General features: G+C 51.7%; 19 protein-coding genes and 1 tRNA gene. 8 read left to right on the top strand and 12 right to left on the bottom strand.

From position 1 onward, the window contains the following. Positions 1-2 precede the first annotated feature (2 nt). From motB to otsB, 6 genes are all read right to left on the bottom strand, one after another. On the bottom strand, positions 3-947 hold the full coding sequence (gene motB, locus MUG06_RS03270) for a flagellar motor protein MotB (protein WP_215846578.1): 945 nt from the start codon (positions 945-947) through the stop codon (positions 3-5). Then, positions 944-1,831, bottom strand: a complete 888-nt coding sequence (gene motA / locus MUG06_RS03265; RefSeq protein WP_215846577.1) for a flagellar motor stator protein MotA — start codon at positions 1,829-1,831, stop codon at positions 944-946. Before motA ends, motB begins: the two co-directional genes overlap by 4 nt. A gap of 131 nt (positions 1,832-1,962) precedes the next feature. Further along, positions 1,963-2,541: a flagellar transcriptional regulator FlhC gene (flhC, locus tag MUG06_RS03260; RefSeq protein WP_215846576.1), complete on the bottom strand. Its 579-nt coding sequence runs from the start codon at positions 2,539-2,541 to the stop codon at positions 1,963-1,965. Further along, a complete protein-coding gene (gene flhD / locus MUG06_RS03255; protein WP_215846575.1) occupies positions 2,541-2,891 on the bottom strand; it encodes a flagellar transcriptional regulator FlhD in 351 nt (116 codons plus the stop codon). The genes flhC and flhD overlap by 1 nt, the downstream gene beginning before the upstream one ends. Positions 2,892-3,898: 1,007 nt before the next feature. Continuing rightward, positions 3,899-5,335, bottom strand: coding sequence for an alpha,alpha-trehalose-phosphate synthase (gene otsA, locus MUG06_RS03250; protein WP_243077704.1), 1,437 nt, complete (start codon positions 5,333-5,335; stop codon positions 3,899-3,901). After that, a complete protein-coding gene (otsB, locus tag MUG06_RS03245; protein WP_243077703.1) occupies positions 5,332-6,120 on the bottom strand; it encodes a trehalose-phosphatase in 789 nt (262 codons plus the stop codon). The genes otsA and otsB overlap by 4 nt, the downstream gene beginning before the upstream one ends. A gap of 522 nt (positions 6,121-6,642) precedes the next feature. On the opposite strand from otsB, the gene eptA reads away from it, so the two are divergent. The 5 genes from eptA (at position 6,643) to msrA (ending at position 11,546) form a co-directional block, all read left to right on the top strand. Continuing rightward, positions 6,643-8,283, top strand: coding sequence for a phosphoethanolamine transferase EptA (gene eptA / locus MUG06_RS03240; RefSeq protein WP_243077702.1), 1,641 nt, complete (start codon positions 6,643-6,645; stop codon positions 8,281-8,283). After that, positions 8,280-8,960, top strand: a complete 681-nt coding sequence (gene pmrA, locus MUG06_RS03235; protein WP_243077701.1) for a two-component system response regulator PmrA — start codon at positions 8,280-8,282, stop codon at positions 8,958-8,960. Before eptA ends, pmrA begins: the two co-directional genes overlap by 4 nt. Further along, entirely contained in the window at positions 8,957-10,048 is a 1,092-nt protein-coding gene (gene pmrB, locus MUG06_RS03230) for a two-component system sensor histidine kinase PmrB (RefSeq protein WP_215846572.1), read from the top strand. Before pmrA ends, pmrB begins: the two co-directional genes overlap by 4 nt. Before the next feature lie 337 nt (positions 10,049-10,385). After that, complete coding sequence (locus MUG06_RS03225) at positions 10,386-10,952, top strand: flavin reductase family protein (RefSeq protein ID WP_215846571.1); 567 nt, start codon at positions 10,386-10,388, stop codon at positions 10,950-10,952. A gap of 60 nt (positions 10,953-11,012) precedes the next feature. After that, complete coding sequence (msrA, locus tag MUG06_RS03220; protein ID WP_215846570.1) at positions 11,013-11,546, top strand: peptide-methionine (S)-S-oxide reductase MsrA; 534 nt, start codon at positions 11,013-11,015, stop codon at positions 11,544-11,546. A gap of 146 nt (positions 11,547-11,692) precedes the next feature. Here msrA and phoA read toward each other — a convergent pair whose 3' ends face one another. Beyond that, on the bottom strand, positions 11,693-13,099 hold the full coding sequence (gene phoA / locus MUG06_RS03215) for an alkaline phosphatase (RefSeq protein WP_243077700.1): 1,407 nt from the start codon (positions 13,097-13,099) through the stop codon (positions 11,693-11,695). 13 nt (positions 13,100-13,112) lie between these two features. Here phoA and MUG06_RS03210 point away from each other — a divergent pair, with 13 nt between their 5' ends. Further along, positions 13,113-13,331 carry a hypothetical protein gene (locus MUG06_RS03210; protein WP_243077699.1) on the top strand — a complete coding sequence of 73 codons (219 nt, stop codon included), beginning with the start codon at positions 13,113-13,115 and terminating at the stop codon, positions 13,329-13,331. A gap of 11 nt (positions 13,332-13,342) precedes the next feature. Beyond that, positions 13,343-13,430, top strand: a tRNA-Ser gene (locus tag MUG06_RS03205). A 138-nt stretch (positions 13,431-13,568) separates the two neighbouring features. On the opposite strand, the gene phoH is transcribed toward MUG06_RS03205, so the two are convergent. The 5 genes from phoH to putP all read right to left on the bottom strand — a co-directional run bounded on the left by phoH (position 13,569) and on the right by putP (position 19,891). After that, a complete protein-coding gene (gene phoH, locus MUG06_RS03200; RefSeq protein ID WP_215846568.1) occupies positions 13,569-14,357 on the bottom strand; it encodes a phosphate starvation-inducible protein PhoH in 789 nt (262 codons plus the stop codon). A 576-nt stretch (positions 14,358-14,933) separates the two neighbouring features. Next, complete coding sequence (gene efeB / locus MUG06_RS03195; protein ID WP_243077698.1) at positions 14,934-16,208, bottom strand: iron uptake transporter deferrochelatase/peroxidase subunit; 1,275 nt, start codon at positions 16,206-16,208, stop codon at positions 14,934-14,936. Between the two features lie 2 nt (positions 16,209-16,210). After that, positions 16,211-17,329, bottom strand: coding sequence for an iron uptake system protein EfeO (gene efeO / locus MUG06_RS03190; protein ID WP_243077697.1), 1,119 nt, complete (start codon positions 17,327-17,329; stop codon positions 16,211-16,213). Between the two features lie 54 nt (positions 17,330-17,383). After that, on the bottom strand, positions 17,384-18,211 hold the full coding sequence (gene efeU / locus MUG06_RS03185; RefSeq protein ID WP_243077696.1) for an iron uptake transporter permease EfeU: 828 nt from the start codon (positions 18,209-18,211) through the stop codon (positions 17,384-17,386). A 195-nt stretch (positions 18,212-18,406) separates the two neighbouring features. Further along, positions 18,407-19,891, bottom strand: a complete 1,485-nt coding sequence (gene putP / locus MUG06_RS03180) for a sodium/proline symporter PutP (protein WP_243077695.1) — start codon at positions 19,889-19,891, stop codon at positions 18,407-18,409. Positions 19,892-20,340: 449 nt separating this feature from the next. Between putP and putA the strand changes: the two genes are divergently transcribed. Then, on the top strand, positions 20,341-24,288 hold the full coding sequence (gene putA, locus MUG06_RS03175) for a trifunctional transcriptional regulator/proline dehydrogenase/L-glutamate gamma-semialdehyde dehydrogenase (protein ID WP_243077694.1): 3,948 nt from the start codon (positions 20,341-20,343) through the stop codon (positions 24,286-24,288). The last annotated feature ends 1,112 nt before the right edge of the window (positions 24,289-25,400 follow it).

Raw genomic sequence — 25,400 nt, 5'->3', positions numbered from 1 at the left:
GATCACCTCGGTTGTGACGGGGCTGCTGTATTCACCGCGCTGCCTTCTGGTGTTGGCGGTGCGGTAATCTGTTCAATTGCCGCCGGATCGCTGATCTGGACGGCATCACTTTCTGCGTTTTCTTTTTCTATTGCCGCTTCGGTGTCGTGGTTCAACACCAGTAAACTAATGCGGCGGTTAACAGCGTCATTGCCGCCACGGTTTTTCAATTTCATGGTGTCGGCCATGCCCAACACGCGCAAGATTTTGCCGCTGTCGAGGCCGCCAGCCACTAATTCGCGACGGGAAGCGTTGGCACGATCGCCTGAAAGCTCCCAGTTGCTGTATCCCCGATCGCCGCCAGCATATTGAAAATCATCGGTATGCCCGGCCAGACTAATGCGGTTAGGAATGTCATTTAGCACCGGCGCGATGGCGCGCAAAATATCGCGCATGTAAGGTTCTACTTCGGCGCTGCCGGTTTTAAACATCGGTCGATTTTGGCTGTCGATGATCTGAATGCGCAGCCCTTCTTCCACCATGTTGATAATCAAATGCGGACGCAGCGCTTTAAGGCGCGGATCGGCCTCAATCAGCTGGTCGAGTTTTTCGCGCAGGCGATTCAGACGAATGTCATCCAGCTTGCGTTTCTCCCCATCCAGATTCGGTTCTTTTTTGACTTCACCGGTTTTCTGGGTGTAATCCTCACCGCCACCCGGAATCGGGCTAACGCTGTCGCTGCTACGTGGCCCGCCACTTAACGCCACTTTGAGGGGCGTTTTGAAGTAATCGGCAATCTGCACCAGCTCTTTTGGGCTAGCGATTGAAAGCAGCCACATCACCATAAAAAACGCCATCATCGCCGTCATAAAGTCGGCATAGGCAATTTTCCACGAGCCATGACTTCCTTCATGTTTGTGAGACTTGCGCTTTTTAACCAGCACAATTGGGCGATTGCCGTTATTCATGAGCTCTGATCCGAAGTCTGTTTCGCCGGGTTCTTCGCGTTACGCACGTGCTCTTCCAGTTCACTGAAAGAGGGACGTTCAGCCGAGTACAAGGTTTTACGACCAAACTCCACGGCAATTTGCGGCGCATACCCGTTCAGGCTTGAGAGCAACGTCACTTTGATGCATTGCATCATCTTGGTTGATTCAGCACATTTCTGACGCAGCACCGAAGAGAGCGGTGAAATAAAGCCATACGCCAACAGAATCCCCAAGAAGGTGCCGACCATGGCGTGGGCCACTAACGCACCTAACTCGGCTGCCGGACGATCGGCTGAAGCCAATGCGTGCACCACTCCCATCACCGCGGCCACGATGCCGAATGCCGGTAAGCCATCCCCTATCGCCGCTATACTTTGAGCCGGTACGTCACACTCGTGTTCGTAGGTCTCAATTTCCTCATCCATCAGCGCTTCAATTTCAAACGCGTTCATGTTGCCGCTGACCATTAGACGTAAATAATCAGTAATAAAATCCACCAGCTGCTTATCGGCTAAAATGCGCGGATAATTAGCAAAAATTTCACTCTGACTGGGATCTTCAATATCACTTTCCAGCGATAACATGCCTTGCTGGCGTGATTTCGCCATCAGGCGGTACAGCAATGCCATTAAATCCATATAAATGGCTTTGTTATATTTAGAACCCCGCATTAATAGCGGCAGCGCTTTTAAGGTCTTCTTAATAGACTTGCCATTGTTACCGACCAAAAAGGCCCCTAACCCGGCTCCGCCGATCATTAATAATTCAGCGGGTTGATAAAGCGCGCCCAAGTGGCCGCCTACCAGCGCGTAGCCGCCCAACACGGACGCTAACACCACGATATAACCCAAAATTATCAGCACAAAAATTCCTTACGTCCGTAACGTGTTGGGGAAGTTAAGCCAGAAAGCCGCAATGGTTGTTAGCAAATCGGAAGCAAAAAAAAAGCAGCGGTATTAACCGCTGCTGGATGGCTTCCACAGTGCGAACAAACTTAAACGGCGTGTTTAACCGGTTCATCCAGCAGTTGTGGAAAGATATCGGCAGTATCTGCAGAAAGTTTACGTCTTTTTACGGCACGTGATGGCGGCTGGCAAAGGCTGCATACAAAGCTGCCAACAGGCTGATGCGCATGGTTAATAAAGCTACCATTGCAGCATTTGCAGTCTGTTAATTCCAGCATGCCACTTTCAACGAATCGTACCAAGGTCCAGGCGCGCGTGAGCGCCAACAGCGGGCCCTCGTCTGCTTGCGGACACTGTTCAAGATAGAGACGGTACGCTTTAATGACGGCATCAACGCCGCTGCACAAACCGGTTTTCAACAGGAACTTCCAGGCGTTACAGAACATCGACGCGTGAATATTTTGTTCCCAGGTCATGAACCAGTCGGTAGAAAAAGGCAGCATCCCTTTTGGCGGTGGGCTGCCGCGCAACTCTTTATATAACTTAATCAGGCGACCACGACTTAGCTGGGTTTCGCTCTCTAACATCTGCAAGCGAGCACCCAACGTGATCAGCTCCATCGCGAGCTGAATATCACGTGCTTCCTGAACAATACTTTTCTCAGACATTACATCGCCCTCTTCTTAGCAGGCGCGTCATCTTTAGACGCATTACGCAATAAACGGCTGGATAATAAAATACCCGTATGAATTTGTTGTAAATCATCCACACGAGATTCTTGCGTCAGGCGATTAATGTGCGTGCTGTCGGAAAAGCGAAACTGACAAATCAATTGGTTCGTTTCTGCTAATTTAACCATTTCTGGCAACGTTAATTCAGATAAAGCATTAGCCATCTTTTCATCAATACCAAGGCGAAACATTGCAGACGCTTTTTCCTGGTTTATTAAACGCTGCGCAAGCAGCAAATATGACAAGTTAAGATCGTAAATATGTTTTAGTAATTCAGATGTGCCCATTTTTTCCATCCTGAGAGATGCGACAAAACACTTCCGCAAATATATATCTGCGTATCGAGCTGCTGGTTGGTAAATCTAAAGATGGCAAAAATAAAATCATTTAAAGCATATGGTCATTGAAGTCTGTCTCGTTTCTTTGGAGAAACCGAACCAGTCTAAAGTCAAAACTCCAGGCCATTTTATTCTTGAGTTTGTAACCATCTTCCGTGACGTCTTCTTACATTTTTTAAGACTATTCTTAAAACAAGGCAAATCTATATCGTCTGATTTCTACATACAACGACACTCCCGTGAAATTTTAGATAAAGTGTGACGTAGATCACACTTTTAAGGCAAATTTCTTCAGTAACGCTTCACCATCACCAACCAGTTGATTACTTTTTGTACAAATTTACCTTATAAACGCCTTAATTAGTCCTTTCAAAGGTTTTATTAAGACTTTTCGCACTCTATTTTGCAGAGGGAGAAGTTAAGGCGATCTTTTATCTGTGTTAATGGTTTTAATGCCCTATTTAAGACCACCGTAAACAGTATAAGTAGAATAATATGCCAAAGAACCCTCAAGTAATTTTCTTTTAAATTAATCACTTATAGGTAATGTTACGCAGTGTGAGTAATGGAAGCGTTAAGGCAAGGTGCGGGGTTTTCCTGCTTTCAGGCAACGAAACGTTAACAGTCGGGCATGAGTGTTTAGCGTAAGACAGCAGATGTAACAATGGGTTACATAAGCAGAGTGAATGAATCGTGGAATGTATATATTTGTGCGTAAGAACTATCGGCGCTGGTAGTAAAAACTTTAGGGATCGGGCAGAAAAAAGCGTATGAATGGCGATAAAGACGCGACAGAAGGCTATTTAGCTAAAGTGCAGCTAAATTATCTCGCTGCGCTTATTAATTGTTTAGTCACGTTAGTAGGCGTTAGAGAGGGAAAGTGAAGGATATGTAGCCGATTAACCCGGGCAAAGTGTGTCAGCATGCCGTCCCTGGCGTGCTGCTGTTGAGATCAATCAAGCAAGCTTAGGAAAAGCTGCCACTTTGTTCTCTGATGCCTGTTCATCATCGCGCGATGCGAGGCTTTCTAAATCTTTCAGGAAATGCTCACGCCATGCGGTAATGTCGTTTTTACGTAGCACCGCCATCATGTCGTTGTAGCGCGAAATCCTTTCAGTACGCGGCATCGTAATGGCTCTATCGAGTGCAGCCGCCACTTCATCACGATCGTAAGGGTTTACGATCAGGGCAGATGTCAGTTCGTTAGCGGCGCCAGCGAAACGCGACAACACCAGCACACCCGGGTCATCAGGGTCCTGCGCCGCTACGTACTCTTTTGCCACCAGGTTCATGCCATCACGCAGCGGCGTAACCAGACCGACATCCGTTAAACGGAAGATTTTCATTAACAGACGGCGATCAAAGTGCTGGTTGAGGTAATAGAGCGGCGTCCAGCCGAGCGTACCGTATTTACCGTTGATACGGCCGGCTTCGGTTTCCAGCTGATGACGAATGTCCTGATACGCCTGCACGTCACCGCGTGAGGTAGGCGCAATTTGCGAATAACGAATCTTGCCGCGGTGTTCTGGGAAATTTTCCAGCAGCGCTTCGTAGGCCAGAAAACGCTCTGGCAAACCTTTGGAATAGTCGAGACGTTCACAGGCAATGATATTGCGTGCATCGCCTAATTCGCGCTTCATCGCCGCCATTTTTGGCGGTAGCGGCACTTCTGCCATCTCTTTAATGCTGTCCGGCTCAATACCAATTGGGTACACCTCGGTCATAAAGGTGTTACCAAAGGCACGGTGCAAATTATTGCCTTTATTTTGCATCTGAGTGAGCTGACTCATGCTGTCGAGGAAAGCCACGCGATCTGATTCAGTCTGGAAACCTAACAGATCATACTCAGACAGCATTTCCAGCAATTCCTGATGCGGCGGCAGTGCATTAAAGATCTCTGGCGTAGGGAATGGAATATGTAAGAAGAAGCCGATGCGGTTTTTAATTCCCGCTTTGCGCAGAGCCGCAGCAAAAGGCAGCAGATGATAATCGTGAATCCATAATATATCGTCTGGTTTAATCAGCGGTTTTAAACGCTGGGCAACTTCTTCATTAACCCGACAATATCCGTCCCAAGCTTCACGCTGAAATTGGACTAAATCCAGACGGTAGTGGAAAGCGGGCCAAATGACAGTATTAGAAAACTGGCAATAATAAAGATCATAGTCGTTCTGACTCAGTGGAAAAGAGGCGTAAGTAATGCCGTCGTGTTCCACTTGGGCAGTATCATCTTCTTCTTCACCAGAAAATTCGCTAATTTCACCGTTCCAACCGAACCACAGGCCGCCGGTGCTTTTCAACGCATCAAGAATACCGACAGCCAAGCCGCCTGCGCTGGATTTTGACCCATCAGGAATAGCTATACGGTTAGAAACAACCACTAAACGACTCATAACCTAAACTCCTTACCGACGTTGTCATGTTTTAATTGTAATAAACTGCGCTCCAGCCAGCCGTAGACGGCATCGACATCATCTAGTCGATAGCGCGCCTGGCTTGCGCCTTCGCCAACCTTAACGGAAATACCCTGCATGGCGTTTACCGTGAGAAATCCTTTCTCATCCGTCAGGTCATCACCAATAAATACCGGAATGCGTCCGGTAAAAGGGGGTTTTTGCATAAAGTCGCGAATGGCCGCGCCTTTATCTATGCCTTGCGGTTTGATCTCGACGACACATTTCCCTGGCTGAAGCGCCAGTCCTGGAAAGCGTTTCACCGATTGTTCAGCCAAACGCATCACATCCTGTTCATGCTGCATCGCCTGACGATAATGCAGTGCAAAGGCCATGCCTTTACTCTCAAGCTGCGTTCCTGGCCATTGCGCCATGGCGTGCTGTAACTCTTCTCGTAACGTTTGTTCCACTTCTACCGGCAACGTAATCCGATGAAATTCGCCTTGTGAGTCACGCCGTTCGGCACCATGTACGCCCGCTGCAGGCGTTTTTAACGGTGCGGATAAAGCATCAAGTTGCGCAATAGGTCGTCCTGATACCAGCGCTAATGCGCCGTTGCAGAGCGACGAGAGCTGCTGCAGCTGATCAATGACGTTAGCAGGGATGAACACAGATTCTGGCCGGGACTGAATCGCTGCCAGCGTGCCATCTACATCAAAAAAGAAGGCATACAGACCGCCGCTCAATGACGGTAACGTGGCAGAGTGATTTGCCGCTTGGGTCACGTGTCTTCTCCTTTGTTCCAATTTGCTTGTAAAAAATGGTTATCAACGCTAACCGCGTGATGACTTAAAAACCAGAGGATGTCTCTGAAAGAGGGGGAAACCAGCAACAGGGGTGACACAAGGCCAATTCGGGGGGCAAGGAGGGAGAACCAAAAACCACACCGTTATGATGAGTCACGCTCCTTAAACGCATACGTTTTTGCTGATAACGCCATCTTGTAAAAATACATCGTGACGTAAAGTGTAGACGCTAAGTCGGTTTTTGCCACAAATATGCATATGTTGTGCCAGCCGCTACGCTTATTTTTTGAATTTTTCGAAATGGAGAACGGTATCAATCTTTAACGGTAGCAGTGCCCCACTCTTTGCTTCAGGCAACGCTTTTTGAACGCGTGATATCCCCACCAAAAGTAAACCGTTCAGCAACCCCATGACGTTAATTGCCAAAGCTTAAGCTTCTTAAGGTTTTCCTAATCTTAAATCGGCAACCTCTTGCACATTATTGATTATCTGGTGCTTTCCATGTCCTTGCTGCCGTTGAAAAGGCCAGTGCTAAACCGCCTGACTTTTCTTATTCTGTTCTCTGTTTATATTTCAGTTTTCCTCAACATTGCTTATTACCGGCAGGTACTGGCGATATTGCCGCTGACAGATCTTCATGCGGTGCTGGTGTTTGTTTCCATGCCGCTGGTCGCTTTCAGTGTGATCAACATCGTTGTCACGCTGGCTTCCTTTCTGTGGCTGGACCGCGTTGTCATTGCGCTGTTCATTTTGTTATCGGCTTCGGCGCAATATTTCATCCAGACCTACGGCATCATTGTTGACCGTTCGATGATCGTGAACATGCTGGACACCACCGTTTCTGAAAGCTATGCCCTGATAACGCCTCAATTGTTGTTTGCGTTGCTGCTGACGGGTGGCCTGATGGCGCTGTTGGCTTTTCTGGTACGCATTAAAAAACCGGCCGTTTACTGGAAAAGTTTGCTCTATCGCCTGATCAGTATTGCGCTCTCTACCGCGCTCATTCTGTTAGTCGCCCTGCTGTTCTATAAAGATTACGCCTCACTGTTTCGTAATCATCGCGAACTGGTTAAAGCGCTGAGCCCTTCCAACAGCATTGCCGCCTCGCTCTCCTATTACCGGCACCATCAATTAGAGAATTTGCCGCTGGTGAGGATTGGTGAAGACGCCCACCAGCAACCGCAAATGATAGGCGGAAAAAAGAACCTGACGATTTTGATCGTAGGGGAAACATCGCGGGCTGATAACTTCTCTTTGTCCGGTTACGCTCGTCAAACTAATCCGCTGCTGGCAAAAGATCAGGTGATCTATTTCCCGCACACGGTTTCTTGCGGAACCGCAACCGCGGTGTCGGTACCCTGCATGTTTTCCAATATGCCGCGCGCGCATTATGACGAAACGCTGGCCAGCCATCAGGAAGGTTTACTGGATATTATTCAACGCGCCGGGATCAGCGTGCTGTGGAATGAAAACGATGGCGGCTGTAAAGGTGCCTGCGATCGCGTACCGCATCAGGATATGACCAGCCTGAATCTACCCGGCATGTGCATTGCAGGTGAATGCTATGACGACGTGCTGTTTCATGGTTTGGAGCAGTACATTGATCAGCTCAAAGGCAACGGCATCATCGTGCTGCATACCATTGGCAGCCATGGCCCGACCTATAATCATCGCTATCCGCCGTCGTTTCGTCAGTTCACACCAACCTGTGAAACCAATCAGATTCAGGATTGTTCGCAGCAGCAGTTAGTGAATACCTATGACAACACCCTGCTGTATGTTGATCACGTGGTTGATAAGGCGATCGGACTGTTGCGTGCGCATCAATCGCAGTTCACTACCAGCCTGGTTTACCTTTCCGATCACGGGGAATCATTGGGTGAAAACGGCGCCTATCTGCACGGTTTGCCCTATGCGATTGCGCCATCAACACAAAAGCATATTCCGATGCTGCTGTGGTTATCGGATGATTATCAGCATCGTTATGGCGTGAATGCGTCTTGCCTGAGCAAACTGGCGGCGACAGATGATTTTTCGCAGGATAATCTGTTTTCTACCGTGCTGGGATTAACCGGCACCGCCACGCATGAATATAAGCCCGCGGATGACATTTTGACGATGTGTCGGAGTACACCGAAATGAAGATTCTGATCGTGGAAGATGATGCCCTGCTGTTGCAGGGTTTAATGTTAGCGCTGGAAGGCGAAGGTTACGTGTGTGATGGCGTTTCCACGGTACGTGACGCTGAAGCGCATTTCGCTAGCGGCATGTATAGTCTGCTGGTGCTGGATTTGGGCTTGCCCGATGAAGATGGTCTGCACTTTTTACTGCGTCTGCGCCGACAGAAAAAAAGAGTGCCTGTGCTGATTTTGACCGCCCGCGACAGCATCAGTGAGCGCATTGCAGGGCTGGATGCGGGCGCTGATGATTATCTGATCAAGCCCTTTTCTCTTGATGAGCTGTTAGCGCGTATTCGGGCACTGATCCGCCGCCATGTGAACCAGGGTGACAGCCAGGTTCAGGTCGGCAACTTAACGCTGGATATGACACACCGGCAAATCCATCTTGCCGAACAGCTGCTGGATTTGACGCCAAAAGAGTTCGCCATCCTGTCACGACTGATGCTTAAAGCGGGCAACCCGGTACACCGCGAGATCCTTTATCAGGATATCTATAACTTTGAGACCGAGCCTTCAACCAACACACTCGAAGTCCACATTCATAATTTGCGCGACAAAATCGGCAAAGGCGCCATCCGCACGGTGCGAGGCTTCGGCTATGCGCTGGTGCAGCCGCTTAAACACAATGAGACCCAATGAGAAACGTTATTAAGCAGCACAACGGCAGTACGCTGCGTTTTCGGTTATTGCTGGCGATTGGATTAATTTTGCTGTTTTGCCAGTTGATTAGCGTTGCCTGGCTCTGGCATGAAAGCAAAGAGCAAATTCAGTTTTTGGTTGAAGCGACGTTGGAAAATCGCAACATGAATCGCCATGTTGAGAAAGAGGTTCATGAAGCCGTCGCCAGCCTGGCGGTGCCAAGCCTGGTGATGATCATTATGACGCTGCTGCTCTGCTATCAAGCGGTGAAATGGATTACCCGCCCGCTTTCAGAATTACAACGCCAGCTGGAACAGCGTAGCGAAGAAGATCTTGATCCGCTTCGCTCTGACAGTTCGGTACGCGAAATCAATGCCGTGACGCAGGCGATAAACCAGCTGGTTTCACGTCTGACCACCAGCCTCGAGCGAGAACGGCTTTTTACGGCGGATGTGGCGCATGAACTGCGTACCCCGCTGGCGGGGTTGCGACTGCATCTGGAGTTGATTGAACGCAAAAACCACATCAACGTGCAGCCGCTGTTACAGCGACTTGATCAGATGACCAACAGCGTGACGCAACTGCTGCAACTGGCGCGCGCCGGTCAATCTTTTACGTCGGGTACTTATCAAAACGTGGGGTTAATTGAGGATGTGGTCCTGCCGATGGAGAATGAACTCAGCACCATGCTGGCGGTTCATCAGCAGTCGCTAAAGCTGGTTGTCGCAGAGGAAGTGTTTGTTCGTGGCGATGCCACGCTATTGAAAATGCTGTTACGTAATTTAGTCGAAAATGCACATCGTTATAGCCCGCACGCCAGCACCATTACTCTGCAAGTGACCCACGCGCCGCATCCTTCATTGATTGTTGAAGATGAAGGTCCCGGCATAGATGAAAGTAAAAGTGGCGAACTCAGCAAAGCGTTTATTCGGATGGACAGTCGTTATGGCGGCATTGGATTGGGATTGAGCATCGTCAGCCGCATCGTTCAGCTACATAAAAGTCAGTTTTTCCTGGAGAATCGCCGTCACACTTCAGGCTGCCGGGCATGGGTGAAGTTTAGTCTGCCACCCCAGGTTAAGCCGTAAACCAAATGTGAAGGAAAGCGACAATAACCAACAGGCTAAACAGCAGTGTCGCCATCTCGCTGGTGGAATTAATAATCTGTTTCATGGTTCTCTCCTTTATACAGTGAGGAGAGTATCCCAGCGGGAGATTAAGGAAACCTTAGGCCAGTAAAACAACGTTACGGCCTGGCAACTGATAAACAACAGGCCATTGAGCTTATTCGTGCTGCGCCTCTTCAGTCTTGCGTCGGTCGCTCGTTCTGACGCGGGGTTAATCACATCTTAATCAGGCGGCTCAGCCGCCTTCTTTTTTGGCTTCTACACTTAATGGCTAGGTTCTGATCAAAGAGGCGCAGCCATGAGTCAACGAATGCACAAATACACCTTCCCCGTGAGCAAAGCACGTAAATATCTTGAACCTGGACCGGTGCTGCTGCTGAGTTCGCAGTTCGAGGAGCAGAGCGACATCATGACGCTCGGCTGGCATACCGTTTTGGAGTTTTCTCCCTCGCTGGTGGGCTGCATGATATCCAGCATGAACTTTAGCCACGAACTGATCCGTAACAGTGGGCAATGCGTGTTGAATCTCCCTACGGCTGAACTCATCGATAAAGTTGTGGCTATCGGAAACAGCCATGGCGATAAACTCGATAAGTTTGATGCCTTTGGTTTAACAGCCGAACCGGCACACAGCGTAGGTGCGCCATTAATTGCTGAGTGTTTTGCCAGTTTTGAATGTCAGCTTTACGACGATTCCATGGTCGATAACTACAACCTGTTTATCTTTGAAATCGTTAAAGCGCACGTTGCGGAACAGCCCGAATTTCCCACGACGCTGCACTACACCGGTGAAGGCCGCTTCACCATCATGGGCGATAAGATGCTGGATAAGAGCAAGGATTTTAAGCCAGAGATGCTGATTTAGTTGAAATGCGCGCACCGCGCCCCCACCTGTTTCCTTTCGACCTGACAGGAGTAAAGCATTATGGCAATCGAATACGCAGTGATCGCAGGCGGCTGTTTTTGGTGTACCGAAGCGGTATTTAAGGATGTGATTGGCGTTGAGTCCGTTGAAAGTGGTTATACCGGTGGCGCACGTCCCAATCCCACCTACGAGCAAGTCTGCAGCGGCGCAACCGGTCATGCAGAGGCGATTCGTATCGGTTTCGATCCAGAGCAAGTGAGTTATGGTGACCTGCTGGATATTAGCTTTGTGACTCACGATCCGACCCAGCTTAATCGTCAGGGCAATGATATTGGCACACAGTATCGTTCAGCAATTTTCCCTGCTAATGCAGAACAGGAAGCGGAAGCGCGTGCTGCCATTGAGCGTGCTCAAGCGGATCATTCCGTGCCGGTGGTGACCACCATTGAACCGCTGAAAGAGTGGTATCCCGCCGAAGCGTATCATCAGGATTACTGGGAAGGAGCCGGTCAGCGCAATGGATATTGCATGGCGGTGATCCCACCTAAATTGCAGAAGCTGCGTAAAAGTTTTGCTAACCGCGTGAAAGCGTAGTTTTTCGACGCAGTGGTTTTTGATTGAGGCGCGCACTCTTTCGGGAGAGCGCGTTTTTTATGAGGTGTGCGCTGTCCCCACCTCGTTCCTCCCCCATAAAGGGGGAGGAAGACACTGCACTATGCTCATTGCGGTGCTGCCCGGCCTTACTTCAACGCCATCGCATCACGCAGCGTAAAGAACAGATCCGTCTGATCGGTTAAACCCACTACGTTTGCTGCATGTGGCCCATAAGCTGCAATACGCAATTGTGAACCGGTATGCTCCTGCGAATCTTCTTCTGAGTTGCCGTAGCTAATGGTCATAATCGCGCCATCCTTGGTATTAACGGCTTGGGTCAAGCCTGGTGCCTTAGTGCCATTTTCAACAATCTGACTGCTGTGTGCATGATCCGCTGTCACCACTACCAGCGTGTTGCCCTCTTCACGCGCAAATGCCAGCGCCTGCTGTACCGCTTCATCCAAATCAACGGTTTCACCAATCTGACCACAAGGATTCGCCGCGTGATCCTGCTTATCAATGGAAGCGCCTTCTACTTGCAGGAAGAAGCCATTCTCATTGGTTTTCAATAATTCAATGGCTTTCGAGGTCATCTGCGCCAGCGTAGGTGTTGCGACCGGACGATCCTTGTTCACTTCGCAGGTGACTACTGGCTTATCAATATTGCCGTGATAGCTGGCTTTTGGCCCTTGCCAGCGCACAGGCATGTTGCCCGCAGAAAACAACCCAAGCAGCGGTTTCTGCTGGTTGGCGGTAGTAATACGGGTCAACCCTTGCCAGTCATTGACCATTTGATAGCCCAGCGCCTGGGCCTGCTCATTCAGTGTTTTCCCCTGATAATCACCCGCCTTCGCCACCTCATTGAAACTCTTGCTGCCACCGCCTAAGGTGACATCCGGCCGCGTTTTCAACATCTGCTCGGTAATCGAGCCTTTACCGCCCTGTTCTAACGCGTTAGTCGGGCAAAGCTCGCTGGTTTTTTCCGGCCCGTAGCATTTACGTGACGTGACATGCGCCATCAGCGCGGCGGGTGTCGCGTCCTGCAACTCAGCGGTCGAAACGTTACCGGTTGCCTTGCCCGCCGCTTTCGCCAACTCCAACAGCGTGACCTGATCTTTGCCATTCACATCTACGCCAATTGCGCCGTTATAGCTTTTGGTGCCGGTTGCCCAGGCAGTGGCTGAGGCTGCTGAATCGGTAACGTAATTTGGTTTATGGGTTTTCTTATCCAGTGAATAGTGCGTGTATTGTCCGGTAAGCGGGAGCGCATCAATGCCTTTGAAAAAACCGCCCGCCCCTTCTGCTACGTTACGCGCAGCAGTGATTTCTGAATCACCCATGCCATCGCCAATCAGTAAAATCACGTTTTTCGCGGTGGTATTACGTAACGATGCTTTCAACGCTTCAGTCTGATCGCCAGTTAAACGTCGGGCTCCGCCGTGCTGACTGAGATCCCCTTGTGCTGCGCGAGAATAGGTATTTGTTTCAGCAATGGCGGAGGTGGCGAGTAAGCTGGTGAGCAGAGAAACCGTCAATAAGCGAGCCTGAGTCATGTTGTCTTTCCTTATGAGCAATAATTACCAGAGATTTCAGGCGCTAAGTTTGCGACGGTTTGGTGATATTTTTGTGTCGGCAGGATGTCATTTTGATGACAAAATCAGCAAGCTGCGCAGCGCTACAGCGATTCGTTCAGAGCTTAAGCGAATAGAAGAAAAGAGAAAAATAGTGCTTGACCGTTTTATGCCTGATCCCTATAGTACCGCCCCGTTGACCCAGCGCGGTTAACAAAAAAATGTGGTGAGGTGTCCGAGTGGCTGAAGGAGCACGCCTGGAAAGTGTGTATACGGCAACGTATCGAGGGTTCGAACCCCTCTCTCACCGCCAACATTTCAAAGAAATGCCTGAACATCTGTTCAGGCATTTTTTTTTGCGTTTTATTTTTATAATAAAGGCATAAAAAAACCCGGCCGAAGCCGGGTTTTGCGCTACATCAACTCAATCGAACTCTAGTACAATCAACGACTAACTGTAAGCATGCAGCGTACGCTGGCAGAGCGCCGAACGTACACAATCCCCTTTGCCGAAACGGACAATGCCAACCATCTCGTCCTCTTCGAAACGCGCTAACGCGTCTGCGAGACCGGAAGGCACCCCAGCGGGCAAGTCGCACTGGGTAATATCACCGTTAACGATTACCGTGACGTTTTCGCCAAGGCGTGTAAGAAACATTTTCATCTGCGCGGCGGTGACGTTTTGCGCCTCATCCAGAATAACGACCGCATTTTCAAAGGTACGTCCGCGCATATAAGCAAATGGCGCGATCTCTACCTTGGCGATTTCTGGACGCAGACAATATTGCATGAAGGATGCGCCAAGACGTTTAACCAGAATGTCATAAACCGGTCGGAAGTACGGAGCGAATTTCTCTGAGATATCTCCGGGGAGGAACCCCAGATCTTCATCCGCCTGTAGCACCGGGCGCGTGACGATTATCCTGTCGATATCCTTATGAATCAGGGCCTCAGCCGCTTTCGCGGCGCTGATCCAGGTTTTACCGCAACCTGCTTCACCAGTTGCAAAGATCAGCTGTTTCATTTCTATGGCGTTGAGATAGTGCGCCTGAGCTTCATTTCGAGCTTCAATTGGCCCCCGGTCACGCGCATCGCGTGCCATGCCAATTGAATCTAACCCACCCATTTGCACCAGCGAAGTGACCGATTCTTCTTCACGCTGACGATGACTGCGAGAGTCATTGCGAAGCACTCGTCTGGCTTCTCGACGCGCTTTGATCACTGCTTTCTGTCTTCCCATAGTGGCACCTTACAGTTGGTTTCATTTCCCGCTCCAGGCTATTGGCCCTTTGCGATTACGTGAACGCTTTAGAGGTTTTGATTGGCTTCCTTGTAAGCCGTGATGACCATGAAGAAAGGTATGCAGCAGCGCAACAGCATTGCTGTACACCGGACAACGAAGAATTCGATTTGGAAAGAAAAGGTCAGAGAAGTGGAGTTCAAGGGGAAAATTAGCCCTCGCAAAAAATTGCGATGCGGTAATTACATTTAGCTGTCCATATAAGGTTCGACCCATGCGCGAACTCCAGTGTGATACATCAACACGTCTGATTACGCTTAAGGATTAAATTGCATCATCTTCACGTGGGTTTGCAACTCTAATTTTACCTGACGGCAAAGAAATTGCGTAATTCGGGGTAAGAAATTTACGTATTTAAATTAAATTAAGTATATTTAACAGTTAGTTACCATATTCATCTTTATTGGGAAAAATTAGGAGAATCCGTAAATTTTTGCCTGAATAAACTCAGAAGGCAGATGCAAGACGAGAAACCTCCTGCCGACGGCGCAGCAGAAGGTGGTGGCTAAAATGCTATCAGGCTTCAAGTAGCGATTGCGCTAAATAATGATGCTCATCAGCAACGCCGGGCAAAACATAAAAATATCCGCCACCGATCGGACGAATATATTCTTCCAGCGCTTCGCCATTCAGCCGGTTCTGTACCGTAATAAACCCTTTCTCTAAATCGTGCTGATAACAGACAAACAACAGGCCCATTTCTAACTGACCAGAAGCAGAGATGCCGGCTGAATAGCTGTAACCGCGTCGCAGCATCAAACTGCTGTCAGTTTCAGGGGTACGTGGATTGGCCAAACGGATATGCGCATCCAATGCAATGACTTCACCGTCAGGATCGCGACTGTAATCCGGCACATCGCGTTCGTGCTTCATGCCCAGCGGCGCCCCGCTCAGCTTCTCACGCCCAAAAATGGTCTCCTGCTCGCCCAATGGTGTACGGTCCCACATTTCCACATGGAAACTGATGATACGCACCGCCTGATAACTGCCGTTGCGCGCCCATGCGGGTTCATCCTGGTCATCAGTGACCCATAACATCTGCTTCATCAACGCAGCGTCATGACTATCGGGATTAGCGCTACCATCTTTAAAACCCAGCAGGTTGATCGGCGTCTCCTGGCCCAGGCTGCGTGCGGCGTGATCTGAGATAAAGCCTTCACGCCGCCAGCGCACGCCGAGCAGATCGGGCGTGTGTTTGATAATGTCGCGCAGCGCGTGAATCACCGTATCCTGAGTATTGGCGCAAATTTGCAGCAGCAAATCGCCATGGCATTGATTCGCGTCGAGCGAATCGTTAGGAAAGCGCGTCATGACCTGCAACTTTTTTGGTTTATGCGCAGCTAAACCAAAGCGTTCATCAAACAGCGACGTGCCTACCGAAACGGTGATGGTAAGGTTATCAGGCGCAATCTGCGCCCCTAAAATGCCTGAATCCATTGGCGGTAGTTGCGGGTTTGTGACGACTGGCGCGGGCCCGCCCGTAGTCAGGAAGGCGATACGCTGCGTGAGCAATCTGAACAAGCGTTGCAGATCGGCTTTGTCACTGGCCAACAGGTCAAACGCCACCAGCATCATTGATGCCTGCTGTGGCGTAATGATGCCCGCCTGATGCTGACCATAAAACGGTTGCACCTGCTGGCGCGCATTGGGTGTCACCGTGCCGGGAGAAAAGCTTTCGGCGGCAGCATGAAACGGGCAACCGCCGCCTAACGCCGCCGCGCCTCCCAGCAAGCCTAACCCTTTTAATAAACGACGACGCGCGGGTTGCGCGTCATCCTGCTGATTGCTCATGCTTAATTCAGACCCAAGGTTCCACGCAGTAAAGAGAGATCTTCTGCCAGTGCAGTAATCGGGCCTTTCAGCGCGTTACGGTCACCGGTAGTGAGCTTCTCATAAGATTCGAAGCCCTCTTTAGTGCGGTATTTGCTGAGAATGGTATCGACTTTTTTGAAGTTACCCTCCACTTTCGCCAATAACTGTGGATTGGCTTTCTCTACCATGGGTCGCAGCAGTTCAACGATCTTCTGTGCGCCATCAACGTTGGCCTGGAAGTCCCACAAATCGGTGCGGCTGTAGCGATCCTCTTCACCGGAAATCTTGCTGGAAGCGACCTCTTCAATCAATCCGGCGGCACCACCCACAACTTTTGCTGGCGGGAAAGCCAACTCACTGATGCGCGTTTGCAGATCCAATACATCTTTGTTTAGCTGATCAGCATAACCTTCCATACCTTTGGTGCTGTTGTCCGCAAACAGCGCTTTTTCCAGACGGTGGAAACCAGTGAACTTAGGATCTTCCGCTTTCTTCTCATAATCATCTTCGCGGGCATCAATGCTGCCGTCGAGATCGGAGAACAGTTCTGCAATCGGTTCAATGCGCTCGTAATGTTGACGAGTCGGGGCAAACAGCGCTTTGGCTTTTTCTGTATCGCCCGCTTTCACCGCATCGGTAAAGGCTTGCGTGCCGCTAACCAACTGTGCGACTTCACCGGTAACGTAAGCTTTATATTCGCTAATCGGGCCAACCAGCTGCATCACATCGCCGCCTTTCTTCGCTGTTGCTGTACCGCTGGCTTCGACAATCAGCTTACCTTTCGGATTACTCAGCAGCCCGCAGGTCATGTCATATTCGCCAGCCTCCAGCGTGGCCGTCATTTTCTGACTGAAGCCCGGTGCAATGTTTTCGCGCTCTTCGACCACCATCACACCTTTCAGGATTTCCCATTCCAGCGCTTTCTGGCTGTTGTTCTTGATCAGGAATTGGGTTTTACCCGCCTTTACCGTCAGTGACATCGGCTCACACTGTTTGTCATTCACGCTAACGGTAACCTGCGGAACGGCTGCGGCTGCGGCTGAACCAGAGATAGCCAGCAGCGAAGCCAGCAGTGCCTTGCGGCGGAAACGCGTCATCATAATTCTGTCCCTTTAATGATTATGGCGAGCGCGAGGTGCGCGCTCAGTAATGGCTTAGCGCACGGCAGCTGATGTGGTCGGTCGCGTTGGCGTGAAAAAAAGCAGTAAAAACGGTATCAGATAGCAGAAATAGACCGTGACTTCGCTGATGCTTGGCGCCTCCTGATAACCCAATATGCCCTCCAGCAAGGTGCCGAACAGCGAATGCGTAGATAAGGTGCCACTGAGATCAAAGGCCACATCCTGAAAATGGTTCCAGAGGCCCGCCTCATGAAAAGCGCGTATCGCACCCGCCGCCAGACCCGCCGCGACAAATAAAATAAACACGCTGGTCCAGCGAAAGAAATGCGCCATGTTCAGCCGAACACCGCCCCAATAGAGCAGCATGCCGAGTATCACCGCTGTGGCCAGGCCTAGCACCGCACCGATCGGTGGCGCGTATCCAACATCTTGCGTAAAGGCGGCCAGCAGGAAAAATACCGATTCCAGCCCTTCCCGCGCCACCGCAAGAAACACCATCAACACGAGCGCTAGCCCGCCGCCGCCTTTTTTTGTCAGCGCCTGATCGACCGCTTGCTCCAGCTCGCCTTTGATGTTGCGCGCCACTTTACGCATCCAAAACACCATTGAGGTCAGAATCACCACCGCAATGACGGCCACGATGCCCTCAAACAGCTCTTGCTGCTTTTGCGGAAATTCGCCGGTGGTTTCGTTGATGAAGATACCTAGCGCAAGGCAGAGCGCAGCGGCAATAAATACGCCAGCCCACAGGGCAGGAAACCATTGAGTACGCTGGGTGCGCTTCAAATAGCTGGCGATCAGGCTGACAATCAATGCGGCTTCTAAGCCTTCACGCAGCATGATGAGAAACGGAACAAACATCGCCAACCTCTTGAATGTTAAGCAGCGTCAATAACAAGTAAATTTTCGTAAATCTAAACGAGTTCGATTATCATTATCGCTGAGTAAAAAACAAGTTGCTGAGTGAGATTATTTCGCTTTTGTCGCAAGAAGCTTTGTAACAAGCCATAAAAAAAGCCCGCCTTGTCAGAAGGCGGGCTTCGGTAGGAAAGCAGGTTATTTCGTCTGGAACTCCGCTTCTGCCGCATCAAAACGTTTCATGGCTTCGGCTGACGGCGCACGGCCCATCAGGCTGAAAACCACAATTGCGATGCTGGCAAAAATGAAGCCTGGGATGATTTCATACAGATCCAGCCAGCCATACTGTTTCCATACCAACACCGTAACGGCACCGATAACCATACCGGCCAGCGCGCCATTGCGGTTCATGCGCTTCCAGCAAACGCCGAACAGCACAACCGGACCAAAGGCAGCACCAAAACCTGCCCAGGCATAGCTCACCAGACCCAGTACGCGGTTTTCTGGATTCGAAGCCAGCGCAATGGCGATTATCGCAATCAACAGCACCATTAAGCGCCCTACCCAAACCAGCTCTTTCTGGCTGGCGTTTTTGCGAAACAGCCCTTTATAGAGATCTTCCGTCAAGGCGCTGGAGCAGACCAACAGTTGGCAGCTCAGCGTTGACATCACTGCTGCCAAAATGGCGGAAAGCAGGATACCGGCGATCCATGGGTTAAACAGAATGCGCGTCAGTTCGATAAAGATGCGTTCGCCATTTTCACTCACGCCTGCTGCTTGTGATGGATTGTTCTGGAAATAAGCGATGCCGAAGAAGCCGACCGCCACGGCACCTGCCAGGCACAAAATCATCCAGGCCATGCTAATGCGGCGTGCGGTACGAATGGAGCGGTGCGAATCCGCTGCCATAAAGCGCGCCAGGATATGCGGTTGCCCAAAGTAGCCCAAGCCCCAGCCCAACAACGAAATCACCGCAACAAAATTCAGCCCTTTCAGCATGTCGATATTTTCGAGGCTTTTGGCTTCAATCACTGCCAGTGAATCTGAGAAGCCGCCGACCGAGATAATCACAATGACAGGCGTCAGAATCAGCGCAAAAAACATCAAGCTGGCCTGCACGGTATCGGTCCAGCTGACCGCCAGGAATCCGCCCACCAACGTATAGAGGATGGTCGCTGCGGCGCCAGCCCACAATGCGGTTTCGTAACTCATGCCAAAGGTGCTTTCAAACAGGCGCGCCCCGGCCACCACGCCCGAGGCGCAATAGATAGTGAAGAAAACCAGGATAACGATCGCGGAGATGACACGCAGAATTTTACTGTGATCTTCAAAACGGCTGGAGAAGAAGTCTGGCAGCGTCAGGGCATTGTTGTGGTGCTCCGTTTGAACACGCAGGCGACCCGCTACAATTTTCCAGTTTAGCCATGCGCCAATAATCAGGCCGATAGCGATCCAACTCTCGGAGATACCAGAAATGAAAATGGCACCTGGCAACCCCATTAACAGCCAGCCGCTCATATCAGATGCCCCTGCGGACAAGGCTGTAACAACGCTACCGAGGCTACGACCACCCAGAATATAATCATCAAAATTCTTGGTTGAACGGTAGGCAATAAAGCCAATCAGTATCATCCCGAGAATATAAATCAAAAAGGTCACCAACATTGGTGTGCTTATACTCATCTGTCTCTCCATTTATTATTTAATTTCCCCAGAGAAATCGCTTGCTGGTGGTTGCCGGAACGGGGTAACCAGGCAGCGTATCCTCATCAGGGCATGAGCCATTTCCCCGAGGCGCAGTATCCTGCCGGAAAGGCGTGACGCGCACAATGGATTTAACACAGGCGCTACAGCGATTTCACTAACCGTTTGCGAAAAATTGCTCAGAGGTTGCACTCGCTCACAGATCTGGAGTTGCACCCAAGAACGTTCTTATAAAACCCGCGGTTTCTCTGGCCTGCCACGTTGGCCAGATTCTTGCAGCAAGATCTGTGCCGCATTTTGAAATTTAACATTCGACGACGTGGAAACCTTGCTATCTGGCTCACGATTAACATGGTTGCACAAAGTTGCAACATGAGTGATAGTGCTGGCTACGCCGTACCGAACCACTTTTAAGGAGCACTGGAGTCATGGGTACAACCACCATGGGTGTAAAACTGGATGATGCGACTCGCGAGCGCATTAAACTGGCCGCACAACGCATCGATCGCACGCCGCACTGGCTGATCAAGCAAGCGATTTTTAACTATCTTGGCCAGCTTGAAACGGGCACTTCACTGCCGGAAATTCCGCTGTCGGCATTGGCCGCGGCAGAAGGTGATGAAGCCGCGCCAGACGAGTCCCATCAACCGTTCCTTGACTTCGCTGAGCAGATTCTGCCGCAGTCGGTTACGCGCTCTACGGTGACTGCCGCCTGGCGTCGACCCGAAACGGATGCGGTACCGATGATGTTGGAACAGGCGCGTCATCCTGCTCCGCTGGCAGAAAAAACCCATCAGTTAGCCTACAAGCTGGCTGACAAGCTCCGGCACCAAAAAGGGGCAACTGGGCGCGCTGGAATGGTGCAAAGCCTGTTGCAGGAGTTCTCTCTCTCTTCTCAGGAAGGTGTTGCGCTAATGTGTTTAGCGGAAGCGCTGTTGCGTATTCCTGACAAGCCTACCCGCGATGCGTTAATCCGCGACAAAATCAGCAACGGCAATTGGCAATCGCATCTTGGCCGCAGCCCTTCCCTGTTCGTCAACGCGGCAACCTGGGGTTTATTGTTTACCGGTCGTTTGGTTTCTACCCATAACGAAGCGAATCTTTCGCATTCGCTTAACCGTATTATCGGGAAAAGTGGCGAACCGCTGATTCGTAAAGGCGTAGACATGGCGATGCGCTTGATGGGTGAGCAATTCGTTACGGGCGAAACCATTGCTGAAGCGTTGGCGAATGCCCGCAAGCTGGAAGAGAAGGGTTTCCGCTACTCCTACGACATGCTGGGTGAAGCCGCGCTGACCGCCAGCGACGCCAAAGCCTATTTGGTCTCTTATCAACAGGCGATTCACGCGATTGGCAAAGCCTCAAACGGGCGCGGCATCTATGAAGGCCCTGGCATTTCGATCAAGCTTTCTGCGCTGCATCCACGCTATAGCCGCGCGCAATATGAACGCGTAATGGAAGAGCTTTATCCGATTCTGAAATCGCTGACGCTGCTGGCGCGCTCTTATGACATCGGTATTAACATTGACGCAGAAGAAGCCGATCGTCTGGAGCTGTCGCTGGATCTGCTGGAAAAACTCTGCTTCGAGCCGGAACTGGAAGGCTGGAACGGTATCGGCTTTGTGATTCAGGCTTACATGAAGCGCTGCCCGTTTGTGATTGATGAATTGATCGATCTGGCGCAACGCAGTCGCCGTCGCCTGATGATCCGTCTGGTAAAAGGCGCCTATTGGGACAGCGAAATCAAACGTGCCCAAATGGAAGGCCTGGAAGGTTATCCGGTTTATACCCGCAAGGTGTATACCGACATCTCTTATCTGGCCTGCGCCCGCAAATTATTGTCGGTGCCGAACCTGATTTATCCGCAGTTTGCGACCCACAATGCGCATACGTTGGCGGCAATTTACCAGCTGGCGGGCAATAACTATTATCCAGGCCAGTATGAATTCCAGTGCCTGCACGGGATGGGCGAACCGCTCTACGAGCAGGTGGTGGGCAAAGTTGCGGATGGCAAACTGAATCGACCTTGCCGCATTTATGCGCCGGTAGGTACGCATGAAACACTGCTGGCTTACCTGGTGCGTCGTCTGTTGGAAAACGGCGCCAATACCTCATTCGTTAACCGCATCGCTGACACGTCGTTACCAATTGATGAGCTGGTGGCCGATCCGGTCAGCGCAGTGGAAAAAATGGGTGCCAGCGAAGGGGCTATTGGCCTGCCGCATCCGAAGATTCCATTGCCACGTGAGCTTTATGGCAAATACCGTGTGAACTCTGCCGGTTTGGATATGGCCAACGAGCATCGCCTTGCGTCGTTGTCCAGCGCCCTGCTCAGCAGCGCGGCACATCCCACTGTGGCACAGCCGATTATTGATGGCGAACTGATCGCGGGTGAAACCCGTGCCGTCATTAACCCTGCCACGCCAAATGATGTTGTGGGCCACGTACGTGAAGCCAGCGAGCAGGAAGTGTCGCAAGCGCTGGATGCCTCCGTTAATGCGGGTCCGATCTGGTTCGCAACGCCACCGGAAGAGCGTGCCGCCATTTTGGAACGCGCTGCAGAGATCATGGAAAGCCAGATGCAACAGCTGCTCGGCATCCTGGTGCGTGAAGCGGGTAAAACCTACAACAATGCCATTGCAGAAGTGCGCGAAGCGGTCGATTTTCTCTATTACTATGCGGGCATGGTGCGCGATGATTTCGACAACGAAACGCATCGTCCATTAGGCCCGGTGGTCTGTATTAGCCCGTGGAACTTCCCATTAGCGATTTTTACCGGCCAGATTGCTGCTGCGTTAGCGGCGGGTAACAGCGTGCTGGCTAAACCGGCTGAGCAAACGCCATTAATTGCCGCACAGGCGGTGCAGATTCTGCTGGATGCAGGCGTTCCAGCTGGCGTGTTGCAGCTTTTGCCCGGCCAGGGTGAAACTGTTGGCGCACAGCTGACCGGCGATGAGCGCGTACGTGGCGTGATGTTTACCGGTTCAACCGCTGTCGCCACGCTGTTGCAGCGTAATCTGGCGGGTCGCCTTGATCCTCAAGGCCGTCCTACCCCACTGATTGCAGAAACCGGCGGCATGAATGCAATGATCGTCGACTCTTCGGCGCTGACTGAACAAGTGGTGACGGATATCGTGGCATCGGCCTTTGACAGCGCCGGTCAACGCTGTTCTGCCTTGCGTTTGCTCTGTATCCAGGCCGATGTTGCCGATCACACCCTCAAAATGTTGCGCGGTGCGATGGCAGAATGTCGTATGGGTAATCCTGAGCGCCTCTCAACCGATATCGGTCCGGTGATTGATGCCGAAGCGAAAGAGAACATTGAGCGTCACATTCAGGCGATGCGCAATAAAGGCTTCGCCGTGTATCAGGCCGTGCAGGAAAACCCGCAGGACAGCAAAGAGTGGGCAACCGGTACCTTTATCAAACCAACGCTGATTGAACTGGATCAGGTCAGTGATCTGGATAAAGAAGTTTTTGGTCCGGTGCTGCATGTGGTGCGCTTCACACGCAACGATTTACCTAAACTGGTCGATCACATTAACGCTTCTGGTTACGGGCTGACGCTAGGCGTCCACACGCGCATCGATGAAACCATCGCGCAGGTGACGGCCAATGCCAAAGTCGGCAACCTTTACGTTAACCGCAACATGGTGGGTGCGGTGGTGGGCGTGCAGCCCTTTGGCGGCGAAGGCTTGTCTGGAACCGGCCCGAAAGCGGGTGGCCCGCTTTACCTCTATCGCTTGCTCTCTCACCGCCCGGATGGCGCGCTGCGTCTGACCTTTGATCGTCAGGATGCTGAACGCCCAGCAGACAGCACGCTGCGTCAGGCGCTGCTGGAACCGCATAAGGCGCTGAGCGAGTGGGCAAAAGAGAAGCCGGAGTTGGCGATGCTGTGTCAACAGTATGCCGATCTGGCGCAGGCCGGAACGGTACGTCTGCTGCCTGGCCCAACCGGCGAGCGCAACACCTTCTCACTGTTACCGCGCGACAGCGTGTTGTGTCTGGCCGATAACCAGCAGGATGCGTTAACTCAGCTGGCTGCGGTAACCAGCGTCGGTAGCACAGCAGTGTGGCCGGATGACGAATTACATCGCACCTTGCTGGCAAGCCTGCCTGCCGCAGTGAAAGCCCGCGTTAGCCTGGCGAAAGATCCGCTGGCGGAAGCGTTTGATGCGGTGATTTATCATGGAGATGCCGATCAGCTCCGCACGCTCTGCGAACAGATTGCTGCGCGCAACGGCGCGATTGTTTCGGTGCAGGGCTTTGCGCGTGGTGAAACTAATTTGCTGCTGGAGCGGTTGCTGATTGAGCGCTCACTGAGTGTGAATACTGCTGCCGCAGGTGGGAATGCCAGTCTGATGACCATCGGGTAAGGATGGAGGTTCGGGGCGCGAACCGGGCGCTTGGGTTCGGGGCGCGAACCGGCGCTTGAGTTCAAAGCGCCGAACCGGGCGCTTAAGTTCGGGGCGCGAACCGGGCGCTTGGGTTCAAAGCGCCGAACCGGGCGCGGTGGCTTTTTCGTTCGCCCGCCAACCGGGCAGTTTCATTTCCTCCTTGCGGGCGACCGACAAGGGTTGCTGAGCGGCAACCCTTGACCCGCGCTTCCGGCCAGCCCCCTCGCCGCTTCGCGGTTCCCTCGTTTTTTCACGATTTCTGACGGACCGGACGGATTCGCCATCCCTGGCTCACCCCGTCCTCTTCGCGGCATCCCTGCCGCTCGTCCTGAAATCCCTCACTCTCTCGGCGAGTGAAATGGCCTCTGACAGACCTCGCGGCAGCAGCGACACCGTTTCTTTTATGTTTAGCACTGCTGTGAATCTCACAAACCCATTCCTCCTTCTCGCGTCTTCGGTTACTTAATTTCTACAGACCTGTCTGTGGGCTTTAAATTTATGAACTGAGATTTGAGATTTGAGGCATCAAAGTTTCAGACGAGGATGTATATAAGAAAGAAAAGAAAGTGGCAGGCGGTGGGGTGCCGGAGGCATACGGTGCGCTGAGGAAAGAACGGAGGCCAGGGCGAGCGGCAGGGATGCCGCGAAGAGGCTGGGTCGAGCCAGGACGGCGAGTCCAGCCGGTCCGTCAGGCCGGGTGAGTGACGAGGGAACCGCGCGAAGCGTGGCGCGGAGTCTGCCGGACGCCGTGATTGTTAAGGGGCTGGCGTAAGCCCCTTAACACGTCCGCCTGCCCGGAGCAGATGAAACTCCCCAGCGTCTGGCGGGCGGAACCTTCACGAAGTGAGCCCTCTTCACGAAGTTCGGGCCGCGAACCGGCGCTTGGGTTCAAAGCGCCGAACCGGCGCGGTGGCTTTTTCGTTCGCCCGGCAACCGGGCAGTTTCATTTCCTCCCTGCGGGCGACCGACAAGGGTTGCTGAGTGGCAACCCTTGACCCGCGCTTCCGGCCAGCCCCCTCGCCGCTTCGCGGTTCCCTCGTTTTTTCACGATTTCTGACGGACCGGACGGATTCGCCATCCTGGCTCACCCC

Origin of the sequence: Pantoea sp. MQR6, assembly GCF_022761075.1 — a bacterium.
Lineage (GTDB): Bacteria > Pseudomonadota > Gammaproteobacteria > Enterobacterales > Enterobacteriaceae > Pantoea > Pantoea phytostimulans.
The sequence above is the reverse complement of the archived record's forward strand: the minus strand, read 5'-3'. Positions and strand labels throughout refer to the sequence as shown.

Bases quoted from the DNA above. Each gene is read 5' to 3' on its own strand.
- flhC (WP_215846576.1), bottom strand. From the start codon at position 2,541: ATGTCTGAGAAAAGTATTGTTCAGGAAGCACGTGATATTCAGCTCGCG.
- pmrA (WP_243077701.1), top strand. From the start codon at position 8,280: ATGAAGATTCTGATCGTGGAAGATGATGCCCTGCTGTTGCAGGGTTTA.
- flhD (WP_215846575.1), bottom strand. From the start codon at position 2,891: ATGGGCACATCTGAATTACTAAAACATATTTACGATCTTAACTTGTCA.
- phoA (WP_243077700.1), bottom strand. From the start codon at position 13,099: ATGACTCAGGCTCGCTTATTGACGGTTTCTCTGCTCACCAGCTTACTC.
- MUG06_RS03210 (WP_243077699.1), top strand. From the start codon at position 13,113: ATGAGCAATAATTACCAGAGATTTCAGGCGCTAAGTTTGCGACGGTTT.
- eptA (WP_243077702.1), top strand. From the start codon at position 6,643: ATGTCCTTGCTGCCGTTGAAAAGGCCAGTGCTAAACCGCCTGACTTTT.
- putA (WP_243077694.1), top strand. From the start codon at position 20,341: ATGGGTACAACCACCATGGGTGTAAAACTGGATGATGCGACTCGCGAG.
- efeO (WP_243077697.1), bottom strand. From the start codon at position 17,329: ATGATGACGCGTTTCCGCCGCAAGGCACTGCTGGCTTCGCTGCTGGCT.
- efeB (WP_243077698.1), bottom strand. From the start codon at position 16,208: ATGAGCAATCAGCAGGATGACGCGCAACCCGCGCGTCGTCGTTTATTA.
- phoH (WP_215846568.1), bottom strand. From the start codon at position 14,357: ATGGGAAGACAGAAAGCAGTGATCAAAGCGCGTCGAGAAGCCAGACGA.
- MUG06_RS03225 (WP_215846571.1), top strand. From the start codon at position 10,386: ATGAGTCAACGAATGCACAAATACACCTTCCCCGTGAGCAAAGCACGT.
- motB (WP_215846578.1), bottom strand. From the start codon at position 947: ATGAATAACGGCAATCGCCCAATTGTGCTGGTTAAAAAGCGCAAGTCT.
- pmrB (WP_215846572.1), top strand. From the start codon at position 8,957: ATGAGAAACGTTATTAAGCAGCACAACGGCAGTACGCTGCGTTTTCGG.
- efeU (WP_243077696.1), bottom strand. From the start codon at position 18,211: ATGTTTGTTCCGTTTCTCATCATGCTGCGTGAAGGCTTAGAAGCCGCA.
- msrA (WP_215846570.1), top strand. From the start codon at position 11,013: ATGGCAATCGAATACGCAGTGATCGCAGGCGGCTGTTTTTGGTGTACC.
- otsA (WP_243077704.1), bottom strand. From the start codon at position 5,335: ATGAGTCGTTTAGTGGTTGTTTCTAACCGTATAGCTATTCCTGATGGG.
- putP (WP_243077695.1), bottom strand. From the start codon at position 19,891: ATGAGTATAAGCACACCAATGTTGGTGACCTTTTTGATTTATATTCTC.